Here is a 20171-nt window from a genome sequence, read left to right on the forward strand (position 1 = left end):
ATTTTACCCTCTGTGTTAGTGTTTCATACACAAAGGAATTTATAATGTTAATATTTGTTAGTAAAATGCAGGGCTTTATTAGAAGCTCTAGCGGATTTTACTTAACCGGTGGTATACTTTTCAATTATTTTAGTGGACTACTTTTCAATTATATTATACACATATGGATGAGAAAACACCTCATATTCATGCAACGGTTGTACCTATTGTTACCGGTGAAAGAAGAAAAGAAAAAACTCAGAAACAAGATAAGCCTGATAAACCAGATAAAAAGCAATATCGAAAGAAAGATAGAAACACATCCAGATTGTGTGCCGATGATGTGATGGCAAGAAACAAACTAAAGGAATATCAGAATTCTTATGCCGAATGGATGAAGCCTTACGGATTGGAACGAGGCATTGATGGTTCGAAGGCGAAGCATACCGAGACTTATGAATATTACAGGAATATATTTCTACAAACCGAAACCATCAAAGAGGAAATAGGTTCGTTGCAGCAGGAGAAAGAACAGGAACGGCAAGCCGTCAAGCTTTTACAGCAAAAAGAAGCACAAGAGCAACTTCGCTTGTCTGCCCTGCAAGAACAGGCTGACAAAAAGCAGAGTGAACTGAAGGAAAACCAAAAGCTAGTTCAAGAAGCTAAAACCGAAGTAAAAATGTTAGGTGTGGAAAAATCTTTGAAGAAAACAGCTAAAAATATTTCGGATGGTATAGAATCATTGATGGGAAACCCCAAAGCCAAAAAGCTCGAAGCTCAAAACGATGAGCTAAGACAGGAAATTGAAACCTTACAGGAAGAGAAAGAAGCTATCAGCAAACAGGCAAAAAAAGACATTGCCGAAAAAGACAGGTCTATTCTTGAAAAGGACAGTACCATCAATATTCTAAAAAGTAAACTGGATAAGCTGTTCGACTGTATACCTTCACTAAAGGAATATGACTTTATATTAAGGCTGTGCGAGACCATCAAATTGCCTTATCATATAGCTAAACAGGCATTCTCCGGTAAAGATGCCTTTTATACAGGCAAATTGTTTTCTCCCGAACACAGCCAGCACTTTGAGGCAGATAATGCCAAAATAACGATTGATAAAAGCTCAAAAGACAATACACCATTTCTTGCTATTGAAGGAAAAGAGTATAGCGGTTGGTTCAGGGAGCAGAAACAGAAATTCTTTGAGTATTTAGGCATAAAGGTGAATCAACCGAAAAATCAGCAGGGACAGAGAAGGTAAATAAGGATATGGTATAAAGTTACCATTTTTTCAATATTCAGGCAAGACTCTAAAATCTTGCCTGAATTATCATGGAAAACCCGATTATCAATAGAAGGACACAAAATAGATATCGTCTTTCGTCCTTTTTATGGAGATGAAAGAATTTGGTAATACCCAACAACTGAGGGTATAATCATAATCGTACTGATCATGTAGATAAGCAATATAATTATCCATCTCGTCTAAGTTATCAAGGAAGATATAGGAGGTATTACAGTTATTGCTTTCATCAAAGGTACAGGAGAGGGTTGCTTTTTCGTCATCGAACAAAAGCTCGATTACATTCTCCTTTATTCCTTTTTCAATGTATTCGGCTACATACATGGGATTATCTGAGTAGCTTTCTTTGATTTCGTCATGGGATAGCTTTAATACTAAGTGTGCACAGTTTATTAGTCTTGCACAGTATTCTGTTGAGCTTGTTTGTTGTGTTGCCATACATACGTCCGTTTTTAAGCCTGATAGAATATCAAGCTGATAAATGAATAATAAAAACGTTTGGTTCTACGCCTGTATGCTTTGGCTATATACTTAATATCGAACAATAAGCATATAATATAACAGCACGGAGTTTATAATTAACAAATATACACTTTATGTAATAAAATATTTCCTTTTTACTTATCTTTATAATCTTAATTTTTAAGTTTCTAAATTCATCCGATGAAAAAGTCTATAAGCTATTTACCTAAACGTAAGCAAGAAGATTTATATTTCCTTGTCAAAGAAATCAAAAAGCGGATTCCACAAACCGAAATGATTATCTTATATGGTAGCTACGCCACAGGTAAATATGTAGAATATGACGAACGGATAGAATTTGGAATACCCACTTCTTTTATGTCTGATTACGATATTCTAGTCGTAACAAATGGTATATCGGATAAGAAGGTAGGCAATGTATTGGATAATATAGATGACCTGTATTACAAAGACCCCGACCATCAAACCCCTGTACAATTTATCAATGATGATATCAAGACTTTAAACAGACAACTCGAAGAAGGCAGGTATTTTTATACCCAGATCAAAGAGGAAGGAGTCATTCTCTACGATAGTGGAAATGTAAAGCTTGCCAGAAGAAGAAAACTGAAGTTTGATGAGATAAAGCAACAGGCTCAGGAGTATTTTGATGAAAAGTTTCATAGTGCGTGTGTATTTTTGAAAAATGCAATATTCAATTATGAAGATAAGGAGTATAGGATGGCTTCTTTTATGCTTCACCAAGCTTGTGAGAATTTCTACTATGCTATACGCTTATCTTTTACCCTCAGGAGCAATAAACAACACAACTTATCAAAACTATCTTCGTCTGTTAAACGTCATTCTGATGAACTGTTGCAAATCTTTCCTCGCCATACTGCGGAGGAAAAACGGCTATTTACTTTATTAAAGGATGCTTATATAGAAGCACGCTACAACCCAAAATTCATTGTAACAAAAGAGGATATTGATGCCTTGATTCCGAGAATGGAATTGTTGAGGGATGTTACTAAACGGATTTGTGAGGTGAAGATTGGGGAGTATGGGAAGATGGGGTAAGTAAAAGGATATTAAAATTAAAGACGGAAATTATGGCTAAAAAGAAGCCCGATACTAACCTTATCCAATCGGTTAAAGACTATATGGATAAGGTTTCTATTTATATAAAATCAGTCACGGTAGATGGATATAAGCCACGTCTCCTTTTTCGTGGACAAGAGAATAAAGACTGGGAGGTAGAGTCTGGTTTTTATCGTGTTAAAAAAGACGAACTGATTTCAAAAAGTGATTCTCAAATTAATCGGATAATGATTGATTACCACAAACAATACCTAAGCGAAATCCATAAAAGAGAAACTACTCATTTACCTCTTAAAAATATGAGTAAGCTAAGTATCATTGCAGAAGCTCAACATTTAGGTGGGAAGACAGCAATAATAGATTTCACTGAAAATCCATTGGTCGCTCTTTACTTTGCCTGCAAACAAACAACAAAAAAAGGCTCTATTGCAAGAATATTCGTATTAGACACAGAGACAGAATGGATTAACTATAAAATGATTTCGGGTAAGGACTCGGAAGATAAAGGTGTTGAGCAGTTTAAGCTAAATCAAAATAGTTTCTCGAAAAACACACAAAGTCCTAAAGAACTAAAAGACGATACTATTTACCAATGGATGCCACCAATTGAAAACACACGTATACTTAAACAAGATAGCGTTTTTATTTTGCTCTCGACAGGAAAATTGGACAAGTCATTCATAAATAAGACTTTTGATATTGATAAGAAAAGAAAACAGTCAATCTTGAAAGAGCTTGATGTTCTTTATAATATCTCAGAAAGAACATTATTTCCGGATTTTTTTGGATATATTGGTAATAATGATTTATATAAGCCTACAACATCGGATGATATAAAGGCATATTATCGGGAGGCATTACAATTGTACCGCATGGAAGCATATAGTGATGCCGAAGAACAGATAAGTGCAGCTATAGCTTTGATTGCCAACAATAAAATCAAAGGGATTTTTGATTCCAAAATTTATAATCTGTATGGGAATATTTTATCTGCAAATAAAAAGCCAATAGATGCTATATTCAAATATATTCAGGCAATAGAAATTAACGGCAAGAATGCCTATTTTCATTCTAATCTCGCAGAAAGGTACGAGGTATTAATGAATTTTGATGAGGCTATTAAACATTACAAGGAAGCAGAAAAAATTATCTTATCGAATAAGGATTCTACGTCCACCCAACATCAATACTTACTTAATATTTTAAGGAGTATTGCAGATTTGAGTTCAATAAATGGCAATATAATTGAGGCGAGTGAATATTATTTAAAGATTTCAAATTTAGCGCCTGACGATATTGTAGTAGAAATAACAAAATTATGGATAGATATTTTAATTAATCCAGATAAAGACATTTCAAGAGAATTAGATGTTATTGAACAAAAATTAGGCGATAATGCAGATGCTTACAATGCTTTTGGTATCCTATTTATTGCAAAGAAAGAGTATGACAAAGCGTTACAATTCATAAATAAGTCAATAGAGTTAAATGATTCAAATTATGGATATTGGATAAATAAAGGTGTTGCTTATCAGAAGCTAGAGAAGGGTATTGATGCTTTAAACTGTTATCAAAAAGCCTATGAACTTAATCCTCATGTATTAATAACTATTATTTTAGTTACACAACAATATTTCAACTTAAATATGCCTCATAATGCGGAAGTAGTGTACCGCAATGGATTAAAGGATTTTCCGAATAATCCTAATATATTGCTTGGTTTGGGAAAAAGTTTGGGGTGGCAGAATAAATACAACGAAGAAGCAATACAAGTATTTGAAGAAGCATATAGATACAGTGAGCTAGTACCTCATATTCGGAGAGATATAAATTTTGAGAGAGTATATTTGTACATTGCGTTAGAGAATACTCAAAAGGCTACTATGTATTTAAATGAAATCGAACAAAGAGGTGACAACGATGAACAGATTAAAGAAGAAATAACAAAATTACGAACTGATATTTCAAAAATTGAAAATGTGAAGAGCATTTTTCCTCCCAATAGAGATATACAGGCATCATTGACAGAGAAAGAAACAACCTTAATAGCAAAAGCATTTGAAGAAGAGAAAATTGGAAATCTTTCTGGGGCTATTTATATTTATAGTGAAATAATATCAGAAAATGGATCACTACCAATAGTATATTATAATCGCGGTTGTTTACTATTCAAATTCAATAATTATGTGGAATCTATCAAAGATTACGATAAAGCAATAGAACTACAGTACGATTATCCTGAAGCTCATTGCAATAGAGCTGTAGCGTATACTACCTTTATCACAAATGACAATACGCTAACTTATAAAGAAAAAATCAAATTTCTTACTAAAGTCTATGGACAGATTATTGAGACAATTCAAATTGCTGAAAAGATGAGATCCGCAGAGGCTCTTCAAAAATCAAATAATCTATCTAGAATAGTTTCGCAAGAGATTGAAAGATTGAAATTATTAGAAAAATTGTCGGAATAAGTTCAAGTTATATTTCTAGATTACAGAATCTTATACAGATATTATCCTATAAAATTGCACTCAGATTCCACGCCTGAATATGCTTTATGCCCTCATTAGAAGGCAGAGAAATATCATCTAAAGAAACGACAAACTTTTCGTAATTATCCTGTATAGCTTCCAATGGTGCATATTCACGTTTGGTGGTTTGTTCGTCAGCCATTAAATACGTACTTTGAAGATAAATAACACGGTCTCCTTTTTTAGCAACAAAATCAACCTCTTTATCTCTCATTGCACCAACATATACCTCATACCCTGCTCTGCGAAGTTCCAGGTAAACAAGATTCTCTAATTTATAGCCTATACCATAGCCAAATCCGGGATACAGATAATTCTTGAAAGACAAGTCATTAATGTAATATTTGCAGTTCCCCGAAATGGTATCCTTTCCTCTAATGTCATATCGTTCGACCTTATGAACCAGAAATGTATCTTCTATGAAACCGATGTAATTAGAAAGTGTATCATAAGTCGTCTTTCGTTTATTACTTTTAAAGAAATTAACGATATTGGTTATTGATACCAGATTAGCGGCATTGTTTACCAAATAGACAAAAATATCTTCCAACAATTTGGGATCTTTGATATTATGGCGTTGTATAATGTCTCGTAAAAGTACAGTGTCTTTGATTGCGGATATGTAATTGCGTTTTGTCTCCGCATTCGGCAAAACGAATAATTCTGGCAAAGCTCCACTTTCCATATAATCAATATAGCTTTGCTTTGAAACAGTTGCATTCGTTATCCCTACGTACTCATTGAAGCTGAACGGCAATATTTCAAAATTCACATATCGCCCAGATAATAATGTTGCCAGTTCTCCCGATAACATCTTAGAGTTAGACCCACTTATAAATATTTCATAGCTATCTACATAATCCTGAGAATGAGAATTGACAAAATGTTCCCATCCCTCTACATTTTGAATCTCGTCAATGAAAAGATATACCTTCCCCGAAGGTTGTAACTTATCTTTATATAGATTGAGTAAAGTCCCGAGATCTTTATAATTTCCAATAAAATCAAAATCCGTGAACTCTTTATTGATATAGAATATATTTTTTGGATTAACCCCCTCACTAATCAGTCTGTGTGCTATTTGGCGAAGGATATAGCTTTTTCCTGCACGACGTTGCCCAACCAATACCTTGATTAACTTATTTCCGGTATAATCAAAAATTTTATCGGTGTAATCCTTACGGGTAAATCCCAATTCAGGAACATTTCCGTTCCAGAAGTTATATTTCTCTAAAGATGCAAATTTATCGTCCATAACTGAATTTATTTATTCAAATGTACAAATATTCTTTTATACTCGAATATATTACAACGTATTAAAATAAAATTATATTCTATATAATAGATTATTTTACCTTATTCAAGCCATTTCTCAACGCTTTAAGCCTATTGGCAGCCTGAAAATTATCGACCTTGATATATCGCATAAATGCAGCAGGACTTTTATGTCCTGATATTTTCATTAGCTCTTCGGCAGGAAATCCGGAGAGGTACATATTTGTACAAAACGAACGTCGACACGTATGAGAAGATATTAATTGCCATTTTTCATAAATATTACTTACACGAGTATTCCCTTTTTTACGGACGATTTCTACTTTTTGCTTCAACTTAGCTTTCTGCCCTATTTCTTTGACCCGTTCATTAAATTTATAACTGCTTATCTGAGGGAGTTCATAATTGTATTTTTTGAGAATATCGGGTACATAGTCAATCATTGGAATAATAACGGCTTTATGCACCTTGCGTTGCTTAAGGCTGATTACTTCCATATTCAAATCAATATGATCAGATGTGAGAGTGGAAAGATCACTATATCGAAGCCCTGTGTAGCATCCAACAATAAATACATCCCGTATTTCTTCCAATTCTTTATCTTCTCTTAAATCTAAATTATAGATGGTTCCTAGTTCTTTTTCATTTAAAGCGATAGCATCCGTTTCTTCCTCTACGACTTTGAACACTTTTAGATCGACTGGTGGAATCACTTTTTTTGCAACTTGATAGTTCACAAAGCCTTTTAATAATCGAATAACCTTTCCTGCCGAGTTGGTTAATAATCCGACTGTTCCATCACGTTTTACGGCTTTATTAGAAAGATAGTCCATAAACTCATTATAGAACTTCATATTCAGGTTACGAAATGTAACGGGTTGCGAGGAGTATTCTTTAAAGTTAGTCAAATGTTTCCTTAGGGTCTTGTAGTCTTTCACTTGATCGACAGATACCATAGGTGTTTTTTCTACAATATACTTTTCAAGTAAGTCAAACAGGTTTATTCTAGCTTGTTTTTGTTCGTACTCTCGCTCTACAGCCAATTCCTTAAGTATAAAATCTATAGTGGGATCTAAATCATTCTCATTAGCAAATGCTAAAATATTTGAAAGACGCATATATATCTTATTCAAGACTACTTCTATTTCGTCATACTCGGGACAAGCCCTTTTCACACACTTCTTTTTATCATCCCAATGCTCATATTTTATAGAGAATCCAGTTGATATTAAAGTCCGCTTTGTCCTATCATAGTTATAACGAACATAAAGTGGAGTCAAACCTGATTTTGAATCATAGTCTTTCTTAATGTATACAAAGTATTTAGCCATAAAAAAGTTGTGTTGCATTTGTGTTGCAAATTTATAAAAACTATTGAAAAACACAATAAATTAGGGAAAATAATATTTTGTAAATATTTGATAATCAATAATTATTAGAAAATAAAGAAAAGTATAGGAAATATGTATTAGTCCCGTCCATACCGCCAAAGCAAGATGCAAAACATCGCAAAGTCCTGAAAGTTAATACTTTTGGGACTTTTTCTTTTATCCCACATAAGCAAAAAGATGCCGTTTCAGGTATCTTTCACAGGCTTATTCGTGGGACTTTTTATTTCCCGGATTTAGCCCCACGGATAAGAATATATACCATTGATAATCAATGGTATTATTGTCCTGAGATTGGCTTAAACTTACTTCCTTTTTTTAAGGACTGTAAACCTAAATCGTGGGGCTAAAATATCTCAGAAATATCCTTGCGAATTTAGTTCCATAGCAAATTATCTTTTTGCTGTCGGATTTTGTCATCCAATTGTCAGATTTTGTCATTGTCTCAACTGAACTCTAATTAATAATTTTATAAAAATTCTTATTATGAGTACAGACAAAAGAAACACATTCAGTTTATTGTTTATTATCAAGAAGGCTAAACTGTTGAAAAACGGAGAGGCACCCATCTATCTGCGTGTAACTATAAACAAACAGATTGCCGAAATCGGAATAAAGAGAAGTGTTCCTGTAGCGTATTGGAATCAGGCCAAAGAATCCTGTAATAGCAAAGGACGCATCGCACTCGAGTTAAATCATTACCTGGAAACAGTCAAAGCACGGATATTGCAAATTCACAGGGAACTGGAAATCGATGGAAAGCATATAACCTCCGATCTTATAAGGGATATATATCATGGACGCGATGAAGACCATAAAAGCATTCTGGAGGTATATAAGGAACATAATGATAAATGCCATGCACTTATAGGTAAAGACTACACCGAATCAACGGTTGAAAAATTTGAAACATCCATCAAGTGCTTAAAAGAATATATCATTCATCAATATCACAAAGACGATATATTACTATCCGATATTAACCACCAGTTTGTAACAACCTATGAGTTTTACCTGAAGACACAACGAAACTTGCAGCATAATTCAACAATAAAACATCTGAAAAACCTGAAGAAAGTCATCCGTATTGCACTAGCCAATGACTGGATAAAGAAAGACCCCTTTGCCAATATCCAATTCAGGCACGAAGAATCAAATGTGGAGTTTCTTTCCTATGAAGAACTAGAGACGATCAGAAACAAAACATTTTCAATACCGAGGCTGGAAATAGTCAGGGATGTATTTGTATTTTGCTGCATGACCGGACTTTCATTTATAGATGTACAGCAATTAACTCCAGACCATTTGATCAAAGACAGCAACGAAGTACTCTGGATTCGTAAGAGCCGCCAGAAGACAGGAAATATGTGCAATATACCTGTTATTAAACCGGCTCAGGGATTAATAGATAAATATGCCGGTCATCCCGAGTGTATACGTAAGAATGTCTTATTACCGGTTATGAGTAACCAAAAACTAAATTCTTACCTGAAGGAAACAGCAGACATTCAGGAGAGGCAAAGCAAAAGGAGGTAACAAGAACTTAATCAGTGGATTATAAAGACAGTTCTTTTTGACATCGGAGGGATAAAAGCATCAAAAAGCAAAGTTGACGGTGATTTCAGTTACCAACTCGTTACCTGAGTAACTTTTTCTATTTGATTGCAAGTGTCTATTATGTAGTTTTTTGCGTAAATTTACATAGCACCGGATAACTCTAAACAAACTAAATTTGTAATTAAAAATTAGAGTTATGAGAAGTACATTTAAAGTTTTGTTCTATCTGAAAAAGAACAGTTTGAAACCTGACGGCAAAGCCCCAATTATGGGAAGAATCACAGTCAACAGCACCATCGCCCAGTTTAGCTGTAAGCTAAACATCAAGCCCGACCTCTGGGACACCAAAGCAAACCGGGCAGCTGGCAAAAGCCTTGAAGCACAAAAGATCAATCAGAAGTTAGACAACATCAAAACCCAAATCGGCAAGCAATACCAAAGCATTTGCGATAAAGATGCTTTTGTTTCAGCCGAGAAAGTCAAAAACGCTTATCTAGGTTTTGGGGATGAGTTTCGCACTCTGTTTTCTATCGCTGACGAGTTTTACGAAAGCTATAGTAAACGTGTAGGTAAAGACCGTACGGAAGGTTCTTATGAACAACTGCTGATTAACCGCAGGCGTGTAGAAATGTTTCTGCGTGACAGGTATTCTCTTTCTGATATCCCAATCAAGGAAATCGAACCACAGTTTATCGAAGACTATTACGCTTACTTATTAGAAGATCGTAAACTGGCAGGCAGTACTTTACTTACTGCCGTAACCAAGCTCAAGCAAATTATGTTGATTGCTCAACGTAAGGGATATGTACATATTAATCCTTTTGCCAGCTTTCGTTTCAAAGCCAAAACCCGAGACCGAGGCTATCTGACCGAAGACGAACTCAAACGCTTTATGACTGTGGAACTCAGAAGATACAAGCAACGGCAAATACGGGATATTTTTGTTTTTCAGTCATTCACCGGGCTTGCTTATTCCGATGTAAAGAAACTGACCTTCGATGATATACAAACTTCATTTGACGGAGAATTGTGGCTAATAGCCAAACGTAAAAAGACCAATACTACTTTTTATGTGAAGTTATTGCCGGTAGCCAAACAACTGATTGAGCAATACCGTCTTGTAGCTAAGAATAATTTTGTATTTCCTGTACCAAGCCATAGCGATAATATGAACCGTTGTTTACAACGTATTGCTAAACTGTGTGGTATTACTAAGCGAATTACCTCGCACATTGCGCGCCACACAATGGCTACGACAGTCTGCCTGTCACAGGGTGTACCTATTGAAACCGTTTCTCAAATGTTAGGTCATTCCAGTATTTTGACAACACAAATCTATGCCAAAATCACGAATGATAAGATCAGTAAGGATATGGCAGCTTTGACCGATAAGATTGGCAATACCTATCAACTTGAAACCGATAGACCTCAATCTGATTTTCGGAATATCGGAAAGGTAGGTAAGAAACAAACTTCTATGCTGTAGGTCCTTGTATTTTACTCTAAGGCTTATCTGTTCTTTTTATAGATAAAATCTTAAAATCAAGGAATTATAAAGAAAACACCCAATTTTACATTTTTAAATATAAAGTTGGGTGTTCTTGATTTTAAAAGAAGATCGAACCATTCTCATAATGCGTAGTATTCATAATTACTTTTTACAAAAGCATCCCTCAATACAATAAACAGACAACTTGCCTATAGAATCATCTTTCTCGCAACATTTCTGCATATCGCAAGCTCTGCACAACTCCTTTACGCTGCTTACATCAAGTGTACCACGTTTTTCATGCAACGAGTATAAGTACTTCAGATATTTACCCTCTGCGATTCGGTGGTGCTTATCTTTAGCTTTAAATCCCAGCCATTCATACAAACGTTTGCCCCCTTTGGACGAATTACAGCTTTTGCAAACCATAACGACGTTATCCGTTATGTCCTCGCCTCCACAACAGCGTGGCAAAATATGTTCGATAGTTAAATCTTTTTCTTCTCCACAATAGATACAAGCTGAAGGATTCTCTTTCTCCCGAAGCCACTCCCGAACGTTAGATGACCAATGAATTTCGCCCGAACAGAGTTTTTTCCAACGGTCGGTAATCATTGCGTAATTTGTCTTACCGAAGCCTGAAGATTCGGAAATGATTTTAGCATACTGATAAAAAATCTGCTGCTTAACTGTTTTTACATAGGACGGAGGCATAAGAGTTTATGTTTAATTTTGACTACGTTTTTATGAGGCTCATATAATGATTATTTTAACAAGGAAATAAAATCAGTTGTACGTTTATTGAAATTCTGCCAATTAGGAGTTAGTTTATAAAAATCAATTACTTCCTGATAAAACTCATCCAATTTTTCTCGTTCATTGATTTTTGCACCTTGCTTTACATTACACATAAATCCCATCTGGTTGAATGCAATATCTGGAAAAACAAATGGTAGTACTCTTTTATTATCTAAAGCCCAAGCAGCTCCCATTTCATTAATACATACCTCACTCTCTTGATAGTTTTTTGAAATCATTAGTAATATATAGTCACAATCCTTCATATTTCTAATAATTTCATTTCTAAAATCCTCGCCTGTCTGAATCGCTGATTTATTTAATGTGCAAAAAATATCAGTTTCTTTTATCCCGCAACCTAGCATGAGTATCTCTTTTTGAAAGTTAGATATAATGATAGTATCTTCTGAAGAGTGGCTAATGAATATTTTTTTGTTAGACCTTTCATTGTTAGCTTCATCTACTAGCATTTCTAAAAGGGACATTAGGACATCAAATGAAAATCTTTCAACACAGTGACTATTTGGTAGATTTATTTGCGATAATCGTCTTTGTAATTGTTTTGAATAGTGAGGTCTAGATGAATTTAATAAGCCTATAAGAGAATTTAATTCAGTGATAAATGAATTTTTACCTTTGCATTCTCTATTACATTGACCAGTTGAAATATAATTAGGTAAAGATTGACCAATTGAATTTCCTATTTCAATACACTTGTCAAGTTGGGTGGTTATTTTTTTATTCATTGAGAATATTTATTTGAGTGTATTTAAAATGAACGTAATTACTTTCGATCCACACAATCGTAAATTTTGGTAAGCTATTTTTGAGCAATAAGTTTTTGAGCAAAATGACTTAACGCATCTACTATCTCTCGGGCTCTTTGATTTTTGGTATTATCCAACTCCGATACTATGTGATAAATCGCACTAATTTTATTATTAAGGTTATCAATTTCTTCTTGAAATATTGGCAATCCATATAATTGTCGTGCATTAATATATCCGATTATTTGATTTGCTTCATATATTAATCGCTCAAATTCATAGTTAAGAGAATCAACCCGACTATTGAGTTGACCAATTGAGTATCCTCTAAAAAAGCCATCAATGGCACTGATAATAATGTTTTCAAGGTTTAGTTCTGATGAATTTTTGTCTTTCATAATCAATTAAATATTTGATGTTCAAATTCGGTTAGGACAGTAGAGCGGTTAGTTTCGGCTTTGGCTTTTAGGGCTTTATTTGTTCTTTTAGCTCTGTAATATGGGCTACTATTTCGTTTTGGACTTCAATAGGTGCGATTGGGGTAATAATATTTTTAAATACCTCTCGTTAATGCAGGCATTCGTGCATCACTTGTTAACTCGCCAATTTATTTTTGAGCCATTTTGGATCTGATAACATATTTAAAGAATAACTCATTGGTTAATTCTTTGATTTTAAAAACCTTACTTCTTCTCCTTCAGTACATCATGCAATAAAGAAATCGCTTGCTCTTTTTCCTTTAGCATCCGTTCATATAAAGCAATTTTTTCATCGTAAAGCTCAACTATTTTATCAATAGGATTGAAGTTCTGAGTATGTATATAACCATTTGCAGAAGAATTATCTTGCCATGTTCCAGAAAATATATTTATGGATGCACCGTCATTCAGTTCCGTAATCGCCTCGACGGGAATATCCAACGCCTTCGCAATCTTCTCCAATATCTCCTGCTCTATCTTATCCTTCTTTTCATAACCCGATAAAGTCGCCTGCGACACACCTATCTGTTCGGCAAGAACATCCTGATTGATGTTACGCCATTCTCTCCAACGTCTCACGTTAGCACCATGATTGCTTTTCTTAACCGCTGCCTCCATATGTTTATTTCTTTGTATATGATTCTATTAAGTAAATGAAAGTATTTAATGATATACTTTCGAATTTTAACACGCTATTGCTGTTGTGCGTAACAAAGCAATAAAAAGGTCTGAGACCTTAATACAAAAATAGAAATTAAATCCGAGTAATTTTTTATTTTGCAACATAATATTTTAACACAAAAAGATAAATAATATCATATTCATTTTCAATATCATATTATCCTATTTAATAGATTATAGCCTGTCAGTAAACTTCCTTTGTCCATCGGATAAATATAAAATACTATGGAAAACATACATCAAGGCAAATACAAAACCTATTCCGAACAGATTACTTTAGGGCGTTTGGCTATAAATGCGTCTTTACAAACCGTTAAATCCGTATTCCTCAGTCGGGAACAATACGAGATTCTCTATTCCTATAAAGACAAAAAAGAGACCAGTCTCGAAATTAGGTTTGACTCGTCCACATTAGTCTGTCTGTTCGACTACAATAATATGTGCGAAGGTGTATACCTGTTCTTGGACGATGTAGTGGATATCACCTATTGCATAGAGTATTGCAATAGGACATACCCCAGCGATGCGGTTCTTCAAGGCTGGGTAGTAAACAACTGTCTTATCCGGCTCAATACGGACAATAAGGAATGCGGTTTATTGATTCTGCCAATCAAAAAAGGAAATGAATAACAAAATAATTGTATTAAGGATAAATAATTCACAGATACTAAAACAAAGCCGTGCCAGTCATTTCCATTGCAGGGAAGGTAGCCTCTTCTCGTGTGAACATTCAAGCCCGAAGCCCTAAAGGGTCGGAAACGAAAATCTCCACCCTGAAGGGTCGTATTTTCGTCCCGAGGCTTGCCTTTTCCCCCTCCAAGAAGCAAAGATTAATCCCCCTGCAACGAAAACGACCGACCCGACGATGACGCATAGCATCAACATAAAAACAGGCATCCCCTGATTACATCAGGAATGCCTGTTTTTTAATATAGGGGCAACTTCAACTCCCTTACCTCAGAATCTGCATATACACTTTACCTTTCCTTTAAAAAGGCAACTCCGGCGACCTGTAGTTATCATACAACACTTGTTGCAGTTCTTTTTCGGGATAAAGAATCTTACCACCGATAGACGTATAACAAATCATCCGCTTATCACGCAGGGTTTGCAGCGTCCGGGGCGAGACATGGAGGTATTCCATTACTTCCTCCCCATTCAGGTAACGTTCATCTGCCAATGCCGGACGGTATTTATCACGAACATCCTGCACATCATTCAGAGCTTGCTCTATCTGTCCTGTAAGTTCCTTAAACTCTTCGGACTCATAATTGATAAACTTATCCATAGATTACCTTCGCTTTGTGCCCTCTTGGAGCAGTTCGTTAATATCCGACTCTTTGAAATAAACCTTACCACCGAGCATCGAATAAGGTATTTTACCCTTATTCCTCCATGTCTGTAAAGTCCGTTTCGATATCCCCAGTACATGGCAGACATCTGCCGAATCTATTCATCCGTCACGGGGATTGGAACAATACAAAGCCCTTAAGGCAGCCATCTCCGAGGTCAGTCTGACTACCTCCCTTTTCAGCAATTCCCATGCTGACAGATCTACACATACAATTTCCATCATGTTAAGTTTTAAATTTGTTCTTTATCACTGTTAAACGTGCTTGCCAGAGAACGTTTCAACCCCTCACTGGCAGCACGGGTAATTAATTCACGGTTTACCGACAAATGGTCGGCAAGGATATTCGACAGCAGGATGGTCGGGGTTATCTCCGGTACGATATGTTGCAGCGATGAAACAAGCGTCTGCAACTTCTCTTTCATGCGTACATTGATATATACCGGCGTGTAATCCTTTATTTTCCGTGTTGCCAAAAACCGCCGGGCATAGTCCTCCTCATCTTTCTTGCGGGCAGGCTTTGCCTTAGGAGGCACTCATCCGCTATCCTCTAAAAATTCGGATACATCCTTTTTGTCCGGTTCCAACTTATCCTTTTCTATAGTATCACTCATCTTACAATTGTTTTATATATTAATAAATATGTTAACTAACACCGACAGCTATTTCTGTAGGCTTCAATACTAAATGCTGAGAAGCACTCAGTGCATATACACTCATGTATCTCTTATCCGGTTGGCTTTACCCATAATCCCAATCTTCCGGAAGGATAATCAATATGCGACGTTACATATCGGGGCTTCCGAAATCGGGTGCAAGATAAAACAAGTTCTATCCCTGCCCTGTGAGCATAACAGCATTACCTAACAGGTTGGGCTTGTATAATATTGATTATCAGGTATATTTACATGGATAGTGTATTGAGATATAAGAGGATTGGTAGTAGTAACAAGTCTATACTTTGGGGATAATCATCTGATATACAGTATGTAATATTTTATAGACGAAAATGATAATATTTTATAGAAAATACAGGGAATATGTATGTATTATATTTTATTAACTAATTATCCCTGTTTTCTTCCATCAGCTCGATCATATCCTCTACACTATCCATTCCACGGATAGCTTCCCGTTTACTGCGACTTCGGTTATTGAGGAACTGTTGCATGGTAATATAGTGTGGTGTATCTCCGTATCTGAGTTCATTGCCTTTACTGCGGAATGACATAAAGTCTTTGTTACCATCGGCAACAGATATCCATGTCTTTTTGATATAGCCTTTGTCGGCAAGCTCTTCCAAAAGGTAAACCAGCGTCTTTTGGTTGTTAACCTGTAAAGAGCCTAAAAGTTTTCCTTGTAATAACTTCTTAATATCGGCTATACTCACCGGGGAACGGAATAGTTTTATAACCTCCACACATTCACCCAGCAGGGAGTACTGTTTGCTATTCAATTTGGGTTTGTAAGAACGTTTTCCCGATACACGTTTGGATTTAGCTACAGGCTTAGGTTCTGTCTTTACCTCTATTTCTTCGACCTCCTCGACTTCTTCCACCAACTGTTCTTTATCCGGCAACTCTTCTGTAGCTACTTCAATCTCAGGTTCCGGCTCGGGTTCTTTTTCCTTGTCAATCTCCTTTTGTGTGCGGCGTTCATAATACATACACAGCTGTTCGAGGCTGACGAGGTTTACCAGTTCTTTGAAGTAGGGTAAATCGATTTTTGCCAGTTCCCCTGCATAGTTGGCAGGAGTTATTTCGGAGGTAGGTATATGAAATCTATTGTAGCGGTGGAACACCTCTTTGGTAGCTTCATCGTAAAAATCACTGTACCACAGGTAGTCCTCTCGACCGTCACGATAGTATCGGGGAATACTCTCCAGCGGAGGGTTGTTACGGATAATATCGAATATCTTTCCCCTGTAAAGGGTAATATCTTCCCTTGTAAGCTTTGTGCCTGCTAGTATACCCAAAGCCGTCTCATAGTTTACCTTTACAAAACTGTCTAGGCTTTGCTGTACTGCCCGGAAAGTCTCGGGAACATCCGGATATTCTGTATGTGAATCAAATTCATCCATATTACCACATTATAAGTAAAAGTAAAAATAGGTATTTATATCAAAAATCAAAACTATAGCTTATACATACAATTAATACACAACTATTTATTATTATGGAAGCCTCCCCAAGCCTTCAAACGAGGGAGCAGTTTTTCCCCTTTGGGGAGATTAAGAGGGGCTATAAACTTGTCTGACCTTAAAGATAAATAAACTCTTGGTAATATTGGTAATGTAATACAGGTAATATTACTAACAAGAGTAGTTAGAGTAACCCGAACAACCGTGCATAGATAGTAAATAAAAGCATCCCACGGCAAAGGTGTCAACAGGTATATAAGTATCAGGATTACAGACTACATTTGTGGTATACAGCCATGTCGGATGTATACTAAACAGTATAAAAATGAGAACATTATTCAGAATTATGGTAGTGGACTACTTTTCAAGTATTGCTTACAAAAGTGTATTATCAAACTGCTCTGCCTACCCATGAAGAGCAAGAGGCAATACACTGACCGCATTGCTAAACCCGGGCTTTTTAGCCCTATGCCCAAACTTGTGTGCAAATGTTGCCGTCGAATCAAAAAATAAAGAGACTACCGCCTCTTTATTTTTCTTTCGTCGTCAAAGGAGCAAGGTAATCGCACGGGTAACCCAAAAATCTCTCCGAGGCTTTTTGAGTTCCCTTCGTGCATACCTTGCCCTGCGGGGCTGTGACCACGCTAAAGATAAATCCGGCGTCCCTTGAATTTATCCTTTGCTTCATCTATTGCTCTCGTTGGTCGCAATAAATGAGGTCACCGGGCAGCCGACGGTTTTCGCTCCCGATGGTCGCAAAAGAACCGGGCTGCAAAGCAAGCCTGCACTTTATCTCCCGGTGGTCACTTTTGTTCCGGATCGCCCGAGTACAAATATGTACCCGATATTATTCCATAACCTTAAACACAAATGTTATGGAAAATAAGAAAGGAAGTAGTAAAAAGAGCACCAAAAGGGGGCGTCCAATAAAAGAAAAGAGCAAACTTACGACTTCGATTAACTTAAAGCTTACGGAAGAAGATTTTAATTCGGTGAAAGAAAAAGCAGGAAAGTTCGGAATGAAGGCGACTCAGTATGCCCGGGAGATGACACTGAAGGGGAGTATAAAATCACACTTTACACTGGAGGAGTTAGACCTGATGCGTAAGGTTTCGGGTATGGCAAATAACCTGAACCAGATTGCTAAACAGGCTAACAAATCGGGGTTCTCCAACTCAGCTATGGAGGTAATCATGATAACCGAACAAATAAGGAGGCTACTGAATGATCGCTAAGAATATCAAAGGGAAATCGTTCAAGGGTTGTGTGCGTTATGTGTTGAACGATTCACACGAGTTACTGGAAGCAGAGGGAGTGTTTGCGGATAGTGCCAAAAGCATTATCCGCAGCTTCGCCATGCAACGCTCGGGCAGGAAGGAGATAAAGCAGCCTGTCGGACATATCCCCATTTCGTTTTCGCCTGAAGACAAAGCAAGAATGACCAATGATTTTATGCTTCAACTGGCAAAGGAGTATATGGAGGAAATTGGTATTAAGAATACGCAGTATATTATTGTCAGGCATCATAATACGGAGAATGAGCATATGCATATTGTTTATAACCGTATCGATAATAACTTAAAACTCATCTCGGTCAACAACGATTATAAGCGGAATATTAAGGTCTGTAAGAAGCTGAAAGATAAGCATGGTCTTACTTATGGGGAAGGAAAGGAGAAGGTTAAGCGGGAGAAGTTAGACAATCCGGATAAGGTGAAGTATTATATTCATGATGCGATAAAAGAGGTTTTGCCAACTTGTAAGAATCCTGCTGATTTAAGATTCAGTCTTCAGAAATTCGGAATTGAGATTGATTATAAGTACAAACGAACAACGAATGAGATTGAGGGTGTATCGTTCCGGTATGAGAATATTGCTTTTAAGGGTTCACAAATCGATCGAAAATTTAGCTTTGGAAATTTACAAAAAGAGTTTCTGAATAACATTGAGGTACAGAAAAAGCAAGTTGAACAGGTACAAATACAAGAACCAAAACAAGTCCAAAAGCAACCGAAGATACCTGCTATTGGCGGTCTCGAATTAACTCGGGATCAGTGGCGAGTTTTGAAAGAGGGTGGCTTTATATATCTGGAGAACATGAACAAAAGGGATGGGAGTGGTCAGTTTTCTTCGTATGTTTTCCTGAATGATGAAAGCAATAAAGCTTTTTTCAGTTATAAAAAGCCGGATGAGTTTGTTAAATATGGGCAGTATAAGATGAGGATCAGGGATAAGATGTTGATAGAGCATGGGTATGTTACCAAAGCTAAGGTTAAGTGGTGGGGAGGAGTAAATTACCAATATCCATATCTATGGAAAGAGAATAAGGCGGATGCTGAGTATAAAGAATCGTGGGGTGATCCGAGATTGCCGAAAGCAGAGAAAGAAAAGGAAAGCCAAAGGCAATTACAACAACCCATAATAAAGAAAAATGAGGGAAGAAAGTTGTAAAATAATATGTATGGAGGTATGTAGTTGTATCAACAGTAGATTGTTTTCTATTTTACCGAAGAAAAACAACGTAGTTGGATTTTTCGTGTTTGAGGATAATTTCGTGCTACATGGTTACGTTTATGGAGAAAAGGTGACATTAGCTATTTTATATGTATTTTGATATACAAATAAATTTTAGTTTATGGCGTTATCCCAATACTTCATTGGTAACAAATTGGGTACACGTAAATGAAATAGCTATTAAGTTTTTTTGTATTGATCAGATTAATCTGGTAAATTATTTGATTTCAAGAAATCAGTAGGGCTTGTTTTATAGAACTCTTTAAAACATTTTGTAAAATAAGATGCCGATGAAAATCCTGATCTGTATGCAATATCGGATATAGGAACACCTGCCGAAATCATTAGCATAGCAT

At 36.1% G+C, this 20171-nt stretch carries 20 protein-coding genes and 1 pseudogene; 8 read left to right on the forward strand and 13 right to left on the reverse strand.

Annotation, left to right across the window (positions count from 1 at the left end; all coding sequences use genetic code 11):
- Window positions 1-163: 163 nt before the first annotated feature.
- The gene (locus tag G7Y57_RS17070; RefSeq protein WP_255491499.1) at window positions 164-1237 is read left to right on the forward strand and encodes a plasmid recombination protein; all 1074 of its coding nucleotides are present in this window, start codon (window positions 164-166) and stop codon (window positions 1235-1237) included.
- Between the two features lie 87 nt (window positions 1238-1324).
- Here G7Y57_RS17070 and G7Y57_RS17075 read toward each other — a convergent pair whose 3' ends face one another.
- A complete protein-coding gene (locus G7Y57_RS17075; protein WP_165027006.1) occupies window positions 1325-1717 on the reverse strand; it encodes a hypothetical protein in 393 nt (130 codons plus the stop codon).
- Between the two features lie 225 nt (window positions 1718-1942).
- Between G7Y57_RS17075 and G7Y57_RS17080 the strand changes: the two genes are divergently transcribed.
- Window positions 1943-2821, forward strand: coding sequence for a HEPN domain-containing protein (locus G7Y57_RS17080; protein ID WP_165027009.1), 879 nt, complete (start codon window positions 1943-1945; stop codon window positions 2819-2821).
- A gap of 32 nt (window positions 2822-2853) precedes the next feature.
- Window positions 2854-5316, forward strand: coding sequence for an FRG domain-containing protein (locus G7Y57_RS17085; protein ID WP_165027011.1), 2463 nt, complete (start codon window positions 2854-2856; stop codon window positions 5314-5316).
- Between the two features lie 46 nt (window positions 5317-5362).
- Here G7Y57_RS17085 and G7Y57_RS17090 read toward each other — a convergent pair whose 3' ends face one another.
- Window positions 5363-6631, reverse strand: a complete 1269-nt coding sequence (locus G7Y57_RS17090) for an ATP-binding protein (RefSeq protein WP_165027014.1) — start codon at window positions 6629-6631, stop codon at window positions 5363-5365.
- A gap of 91 nt (window positions 6632-6722) precedes the next feature.
- Window positions 6723-7982, reverse strand: a complete 1260-nt coding sequence (locus G7Y57_RS17095) for a site-specific integrase (protein WP_255491500.1) — start codon at window positions 7980-7982, stop codon at window positions 6723-6725.
- 543 nt (window positions 7983-8525) lie between these two features.
- On the opposite strand from G7Y57_RS17095, the gene G7Y57_RS17100 reads away from it, so the two are divergent.
- Entirely contained in the window at window positions 8526-9575 is a 1050-nt protein-coding gene (locus tag G7Y57_RS17100; protein WP_165027020.1) for a site-specific integrase, read from the forward strand.
- 217 nt (window positions 9576-9792) lie between these two features.
- Complete coding sequence (locus tag G7Y57_RS17105) at window positions 9793-11082, forward strand: site-specific integrase (RefSeq protein WP_165027023.1); 1290 nt, start codon at window positions 9793-9795, stop codon at window positions 11080-11082.
- A 165-nt stretch (window positions 11083-11247) separates the two neighbouring features.
- Here the strand turns inward: G7Y57_RS17105 and G7Y57_RS17110 are convergent, their stop codons facing one another.
- The 4 genes from G7Y57_RS17110 to G7Y57_RS17125 form a co-directional block, all read right to left on the reverse strand.
- The gene (locus G7Y57_RS17110; RefSeq protein WP_165027026.1) at window positions 11248-11799 is read right to left on the reverse strand and encodes an HNH endonuclease; all 552 of its coding nucleotides are present in this window, start codon (window positions 11797-11799) and stop codon (window positions 11248-11250) included.
- Window positions 11800-11849: 50 nt separating this feature from the next.
- Window positions 11850-12629, reverse strand: coding sequence for a toll/interleukin-1 receptor domain-containing protein (locus G7Y57_RS17115; protein ID WP_165027029.1), 780 nt, complete (start codon window positions 12627-12629; stop codon window positions 11850-11852).
- 74 nt (window positions 12630-12703) lie between these two features.
- Window positions 12704-13048: a hypothetical protein gene (locus tag G7Y57_RS17120; protein WP_165027032.1), complete on the reverse strand. Its 345-nt coding sequence runs from the start codon at window positions 13046-13048 to the stop codon at window positions 12704-12706.
- A 285-nt stretch (window positions 13049-13333) separates the two neighbouring features.
- Window positions 13334-13747, reverse strand: coding sequence for a helix-turn-helix domain-containing protein (locus G7Y57_RS17125; protein ID WP_165027033.1), 414 nt, complete (start codon window positions 13745-13747; stop codon window positions 13334-13336).
- 288 nt (window positions 13748-14035) lie between these two features.
- Between G7Y57_RS17125 and G7Y57_RS17130 the strand changes: the two genes are divergently transcribed.
- Window positions 14036-14440 (forward strand): hypothetical protein, encoded by a 405-nt coding sequence (locus G7Y57_RS17130; protein ID WP_165027035.1) that lies wholly within the window; start codon window positions 14036-14038, stop codon window positions 14438-14440.
- Window positions 14441-14798: 358 nt separating this feature from the next.
- Here G7Y57_RS17130 and G7Y57_RS17135 read toward each other — a convergent pair whose 3' ends face one another.
- From G7Y57_RS17135 to G7Y57_RS17150, 5 genes and pseudogenes are all read right to left on the reverse strand, one after another.
- Window positions 14799-15098 carry a helix-turn-helix domain-containing protein gene (locus G7Y57_RS17135; RefSeq protein ID WP_165027037.1) on the reverse strand — a complete coding sequence of 100 codons (300 nt, stop codon included), beginning with the start codon at window positions 15096-15098 and terminating at the stop codon, window positions 14799-14801.
- A 3-nt stretch (window positions 15099-15101) separates the two neighbouring features.
- Window positions 15102-15263: pseudogene (locus tag G7Y57_RS17140) on the reverse strand (helix-turn-helix domain-containing protein); the annotation flags it as partial.
- On the reverse strand, window positions 15264-15386 hold the full coding sequence (locus G7Y57_RS18095) for a hypothetical protein (protein ID WP_255491501.1): 123 nt from the start codon (window positions 15384-15386) through the stop codon (window positions 15264-15266).
- A gap of 8 nt (window positions 15387-15394) precedes the next feature.
- Entirely contained in the window at window positions 15395-15697 is a 303-nt protein-coding gene (locus tag G7Y57_RS17145) for a DUF3408 domain-containing protein (protein WP_165027039.1), read from the reverse strand.
- A 527-nt stretch (window positions 15698-16224) separates the two neighbouring features.
- On the reverse strand, window positions 16225-17241 hold the full coding sequence (locus G7Y57_RS17150) for a hypothetical protein (RefSeq protein ID WP_165027041.1): 1017 nt from the start codon (window positions 17239-17241) through the stop codon (window positions 16225-16227).
- Window positions 17242-18176: 935 nt separating this feature from the next.
- Between G7Y57_RS17150 and G7Y57_RS17155 the strand changes: the two genes are divergently transcribed.
- Both G7Y57_RS17155 and G7Y57_RS17160 read left to right on the forward strand, forming a co-directional pair.
- The gene (locus G7Y57_RS17155; RefSeq protein ID WP_165027043.1) at window positions 18177-18536 is read left to right on the forward strand and encodes a plasmid mobilization protein; all 360 of its coding nucleotides are present in this window, start codon (window positions 18177-18179) and stop codon (window positions 18534-18536) included.
- Window positions 18526-19752, forward strand: coding sequence for a relaxase/mobilization nuclease domain-containing protein (locus tag G7Y57_RS17160; protein WP_165027044.1), 1227 nt, complete (start codon window positions 18526-18528; stop codon window positions 19750-19752). The genes G7Y57_RS17155 and G7Y57_RS17160 overlap by 11 nt, the downstream gene beginning before the upstream one ends.
- 267 nt (window positions 19753-20019) lie before the next feature.
- On the opposite strand, the gene G7Y57_RS18200 is transcribed toward G7Y57_RS17160, so the two are convergent.
- On the reverse strand, window positions 20020-20166 hold the full coding sequence (locus G7Y57_RS18200) for a helix-turn-helix domain-containing protein (protein ID WP_221412149.1): 147 nt from the start codon (window positions 20164-20166) through the stop codon (window positions 20020-20022).
- Window positions 20167-20171 lie beyond the last annotated feature (5 nt).

Origin of the sequence: Dysgonomonas sp. ZJ279 (genome assembly GCF_011039205.1) — a bacterium.
In the GTDB taxonomy this organism is placed as follows: Bacteria; Bacteroidota; Bacteroidia; order Bacteroidales; family Dysgonomonadaceae; genus Dysgonomonas.

What these genes read in the sequence shown, in the direction of transcription:
- G7Y57_RS17115 (WP_165027029.1), bottom strand. Translation starts at nt 12,629, where the DNA reads ATGAATAAAAAAATAACCACCCAACTTGACAAGTGTATTGAAATAGGA.
- G7Y57_RS17125 (WP_165027033.1), bottom strand. Translation starts at nt 13,747, where the DNA reads ATGGAGGCAGCGGTTAAGAAAAGCAATCATGGTGCTAACGTGAGACGT.
- G7Y57_RS17110 (WP_165027026.1), bottom strand. Translation starts at nt 11,799, where the DNA reads ATGCCTCCGTCCTATGTAAAAACAGTTAAGCAGCAGATTTTTTATCAG.
- G7Y57_RS17075 (WP_165027006.1), bottom strand. Translation starts at nt 1,717, where the DNA reads ATGGCAACACAACAAACAAGCTCAACAGAATACTGTGCAAGACTAATA.
- G7Y57_RS17105 (WP_165027023.1), top strand. Translation starts at nt 9,793, where the DNA reads ATGAGAAGTACATTTAAAGTTTTGTTCTATCTGAAAAAGAACAGTTTG.
- G7Y57_RS18200 (WP_221412149.1), bottom strand. Translation starts at nt 20,166, where the DNA reads ATGCTAATGATTTCGGCAGGTGTTCCTATATCCGATATTGCATACAGA.
- G7Y57_RS17095 (WP_255491500.1), bottom strand. Translation starts at nt 7,982, where the DNA reads ATGGCTAAATACTTTGTATACATTAAGAAAGACTATGATTCAAAATCA.
- G7Y57_RS17160 (WP_165027044.1), top strand. Translation starts at nt 18,526, where the DNA reads ATGATCGCTAAGAATATCAAAGGGAAATCGTTCAAGGGTTGTGTGCGT.
- G7Y57_RS17070 (WP_255491499.1), top strand. Translation starts at nt 164, where the DNA reads ATGGATGAGAAAACACCTCATATTCATGCAACGGTTGTACCTATTGTT.
- G7Y57_RS17080 (WP_165027009.1), top strand. Translation starts at nt 1,943, where the DNA reads ATGAAAAAGTCTATAAGCTATTTACCTAAACGTAAGCAAGAAGATTTA.
- G7Y57_RS17135 (WP_165027037.1), bottom strand. Translation starts at nt 15,098, where the DNA reads ATGGATAAGTTTATCAATTATGAGTCCGAAGAGTTTAAGGAACTTACA.
- G7Y57_RS17090 (WP_165027014.1), bottom strand. Translation starts at nt 6,631, where the DNA reads ATGGACGATAAATTTGCATCTTTAGAGAAATATAACTTCTGGAACGGA.
- G7Y57_RS17100 (WP_165027020.1), top strand. Translation starts at nt 8,526, where the DNA reads ATGAGTACAGACAAAAGAAACACATTCAGTTTATTGTTTATTATCAAG.
- G7Y57_RS18095 (WP_255491501.1), bottom strand. Translation starts at nt 15,386, where the DNA reads ATGATGGAAATTGTATGTGTAGATCTGTCAGCATGGGAATTGCTGAAA.
- G7Y57_RS17120 (WP_165027032.1), bottom strand. Translation starts at nt 13,048, where the DNA reads ATGAAAGACAAAAATTCATCAGAACTAAACCTTGAAAACATTATTATC.
- G7Y57_RS17155 (WP_165027043.1), top strand. Translation starts at nt 18,177, where the DNA reads ATGGAAAATAAGAAAGGAAGTAGTAAAAAGAGCACCAAAAGGGGGCGT.
- G7Y57_RS17085 (WP_165027011.1), top strand. Translation starts at nt 2,854, where the DNA reads ATGGCTAAAAAGAAGCCCGATACTAACCTTATCCAATCGGTTAAAGAC.
- G7Y57_RS17150 (WP_165027041.1), bottom strand. Translation starts at nt 17,241, where the DNA reads ATGGATGAATTTGATTCACATACAGAATATCCGGATGTTCCCGAGACT.
- G7Y57_RS17130 (WP_165027035.1), top strand. Translation starts at nt 14,036, where the DNA reads ATGGAAAACATACATCAAGGCAAATACAAAACCTATTCCGAACAGATT.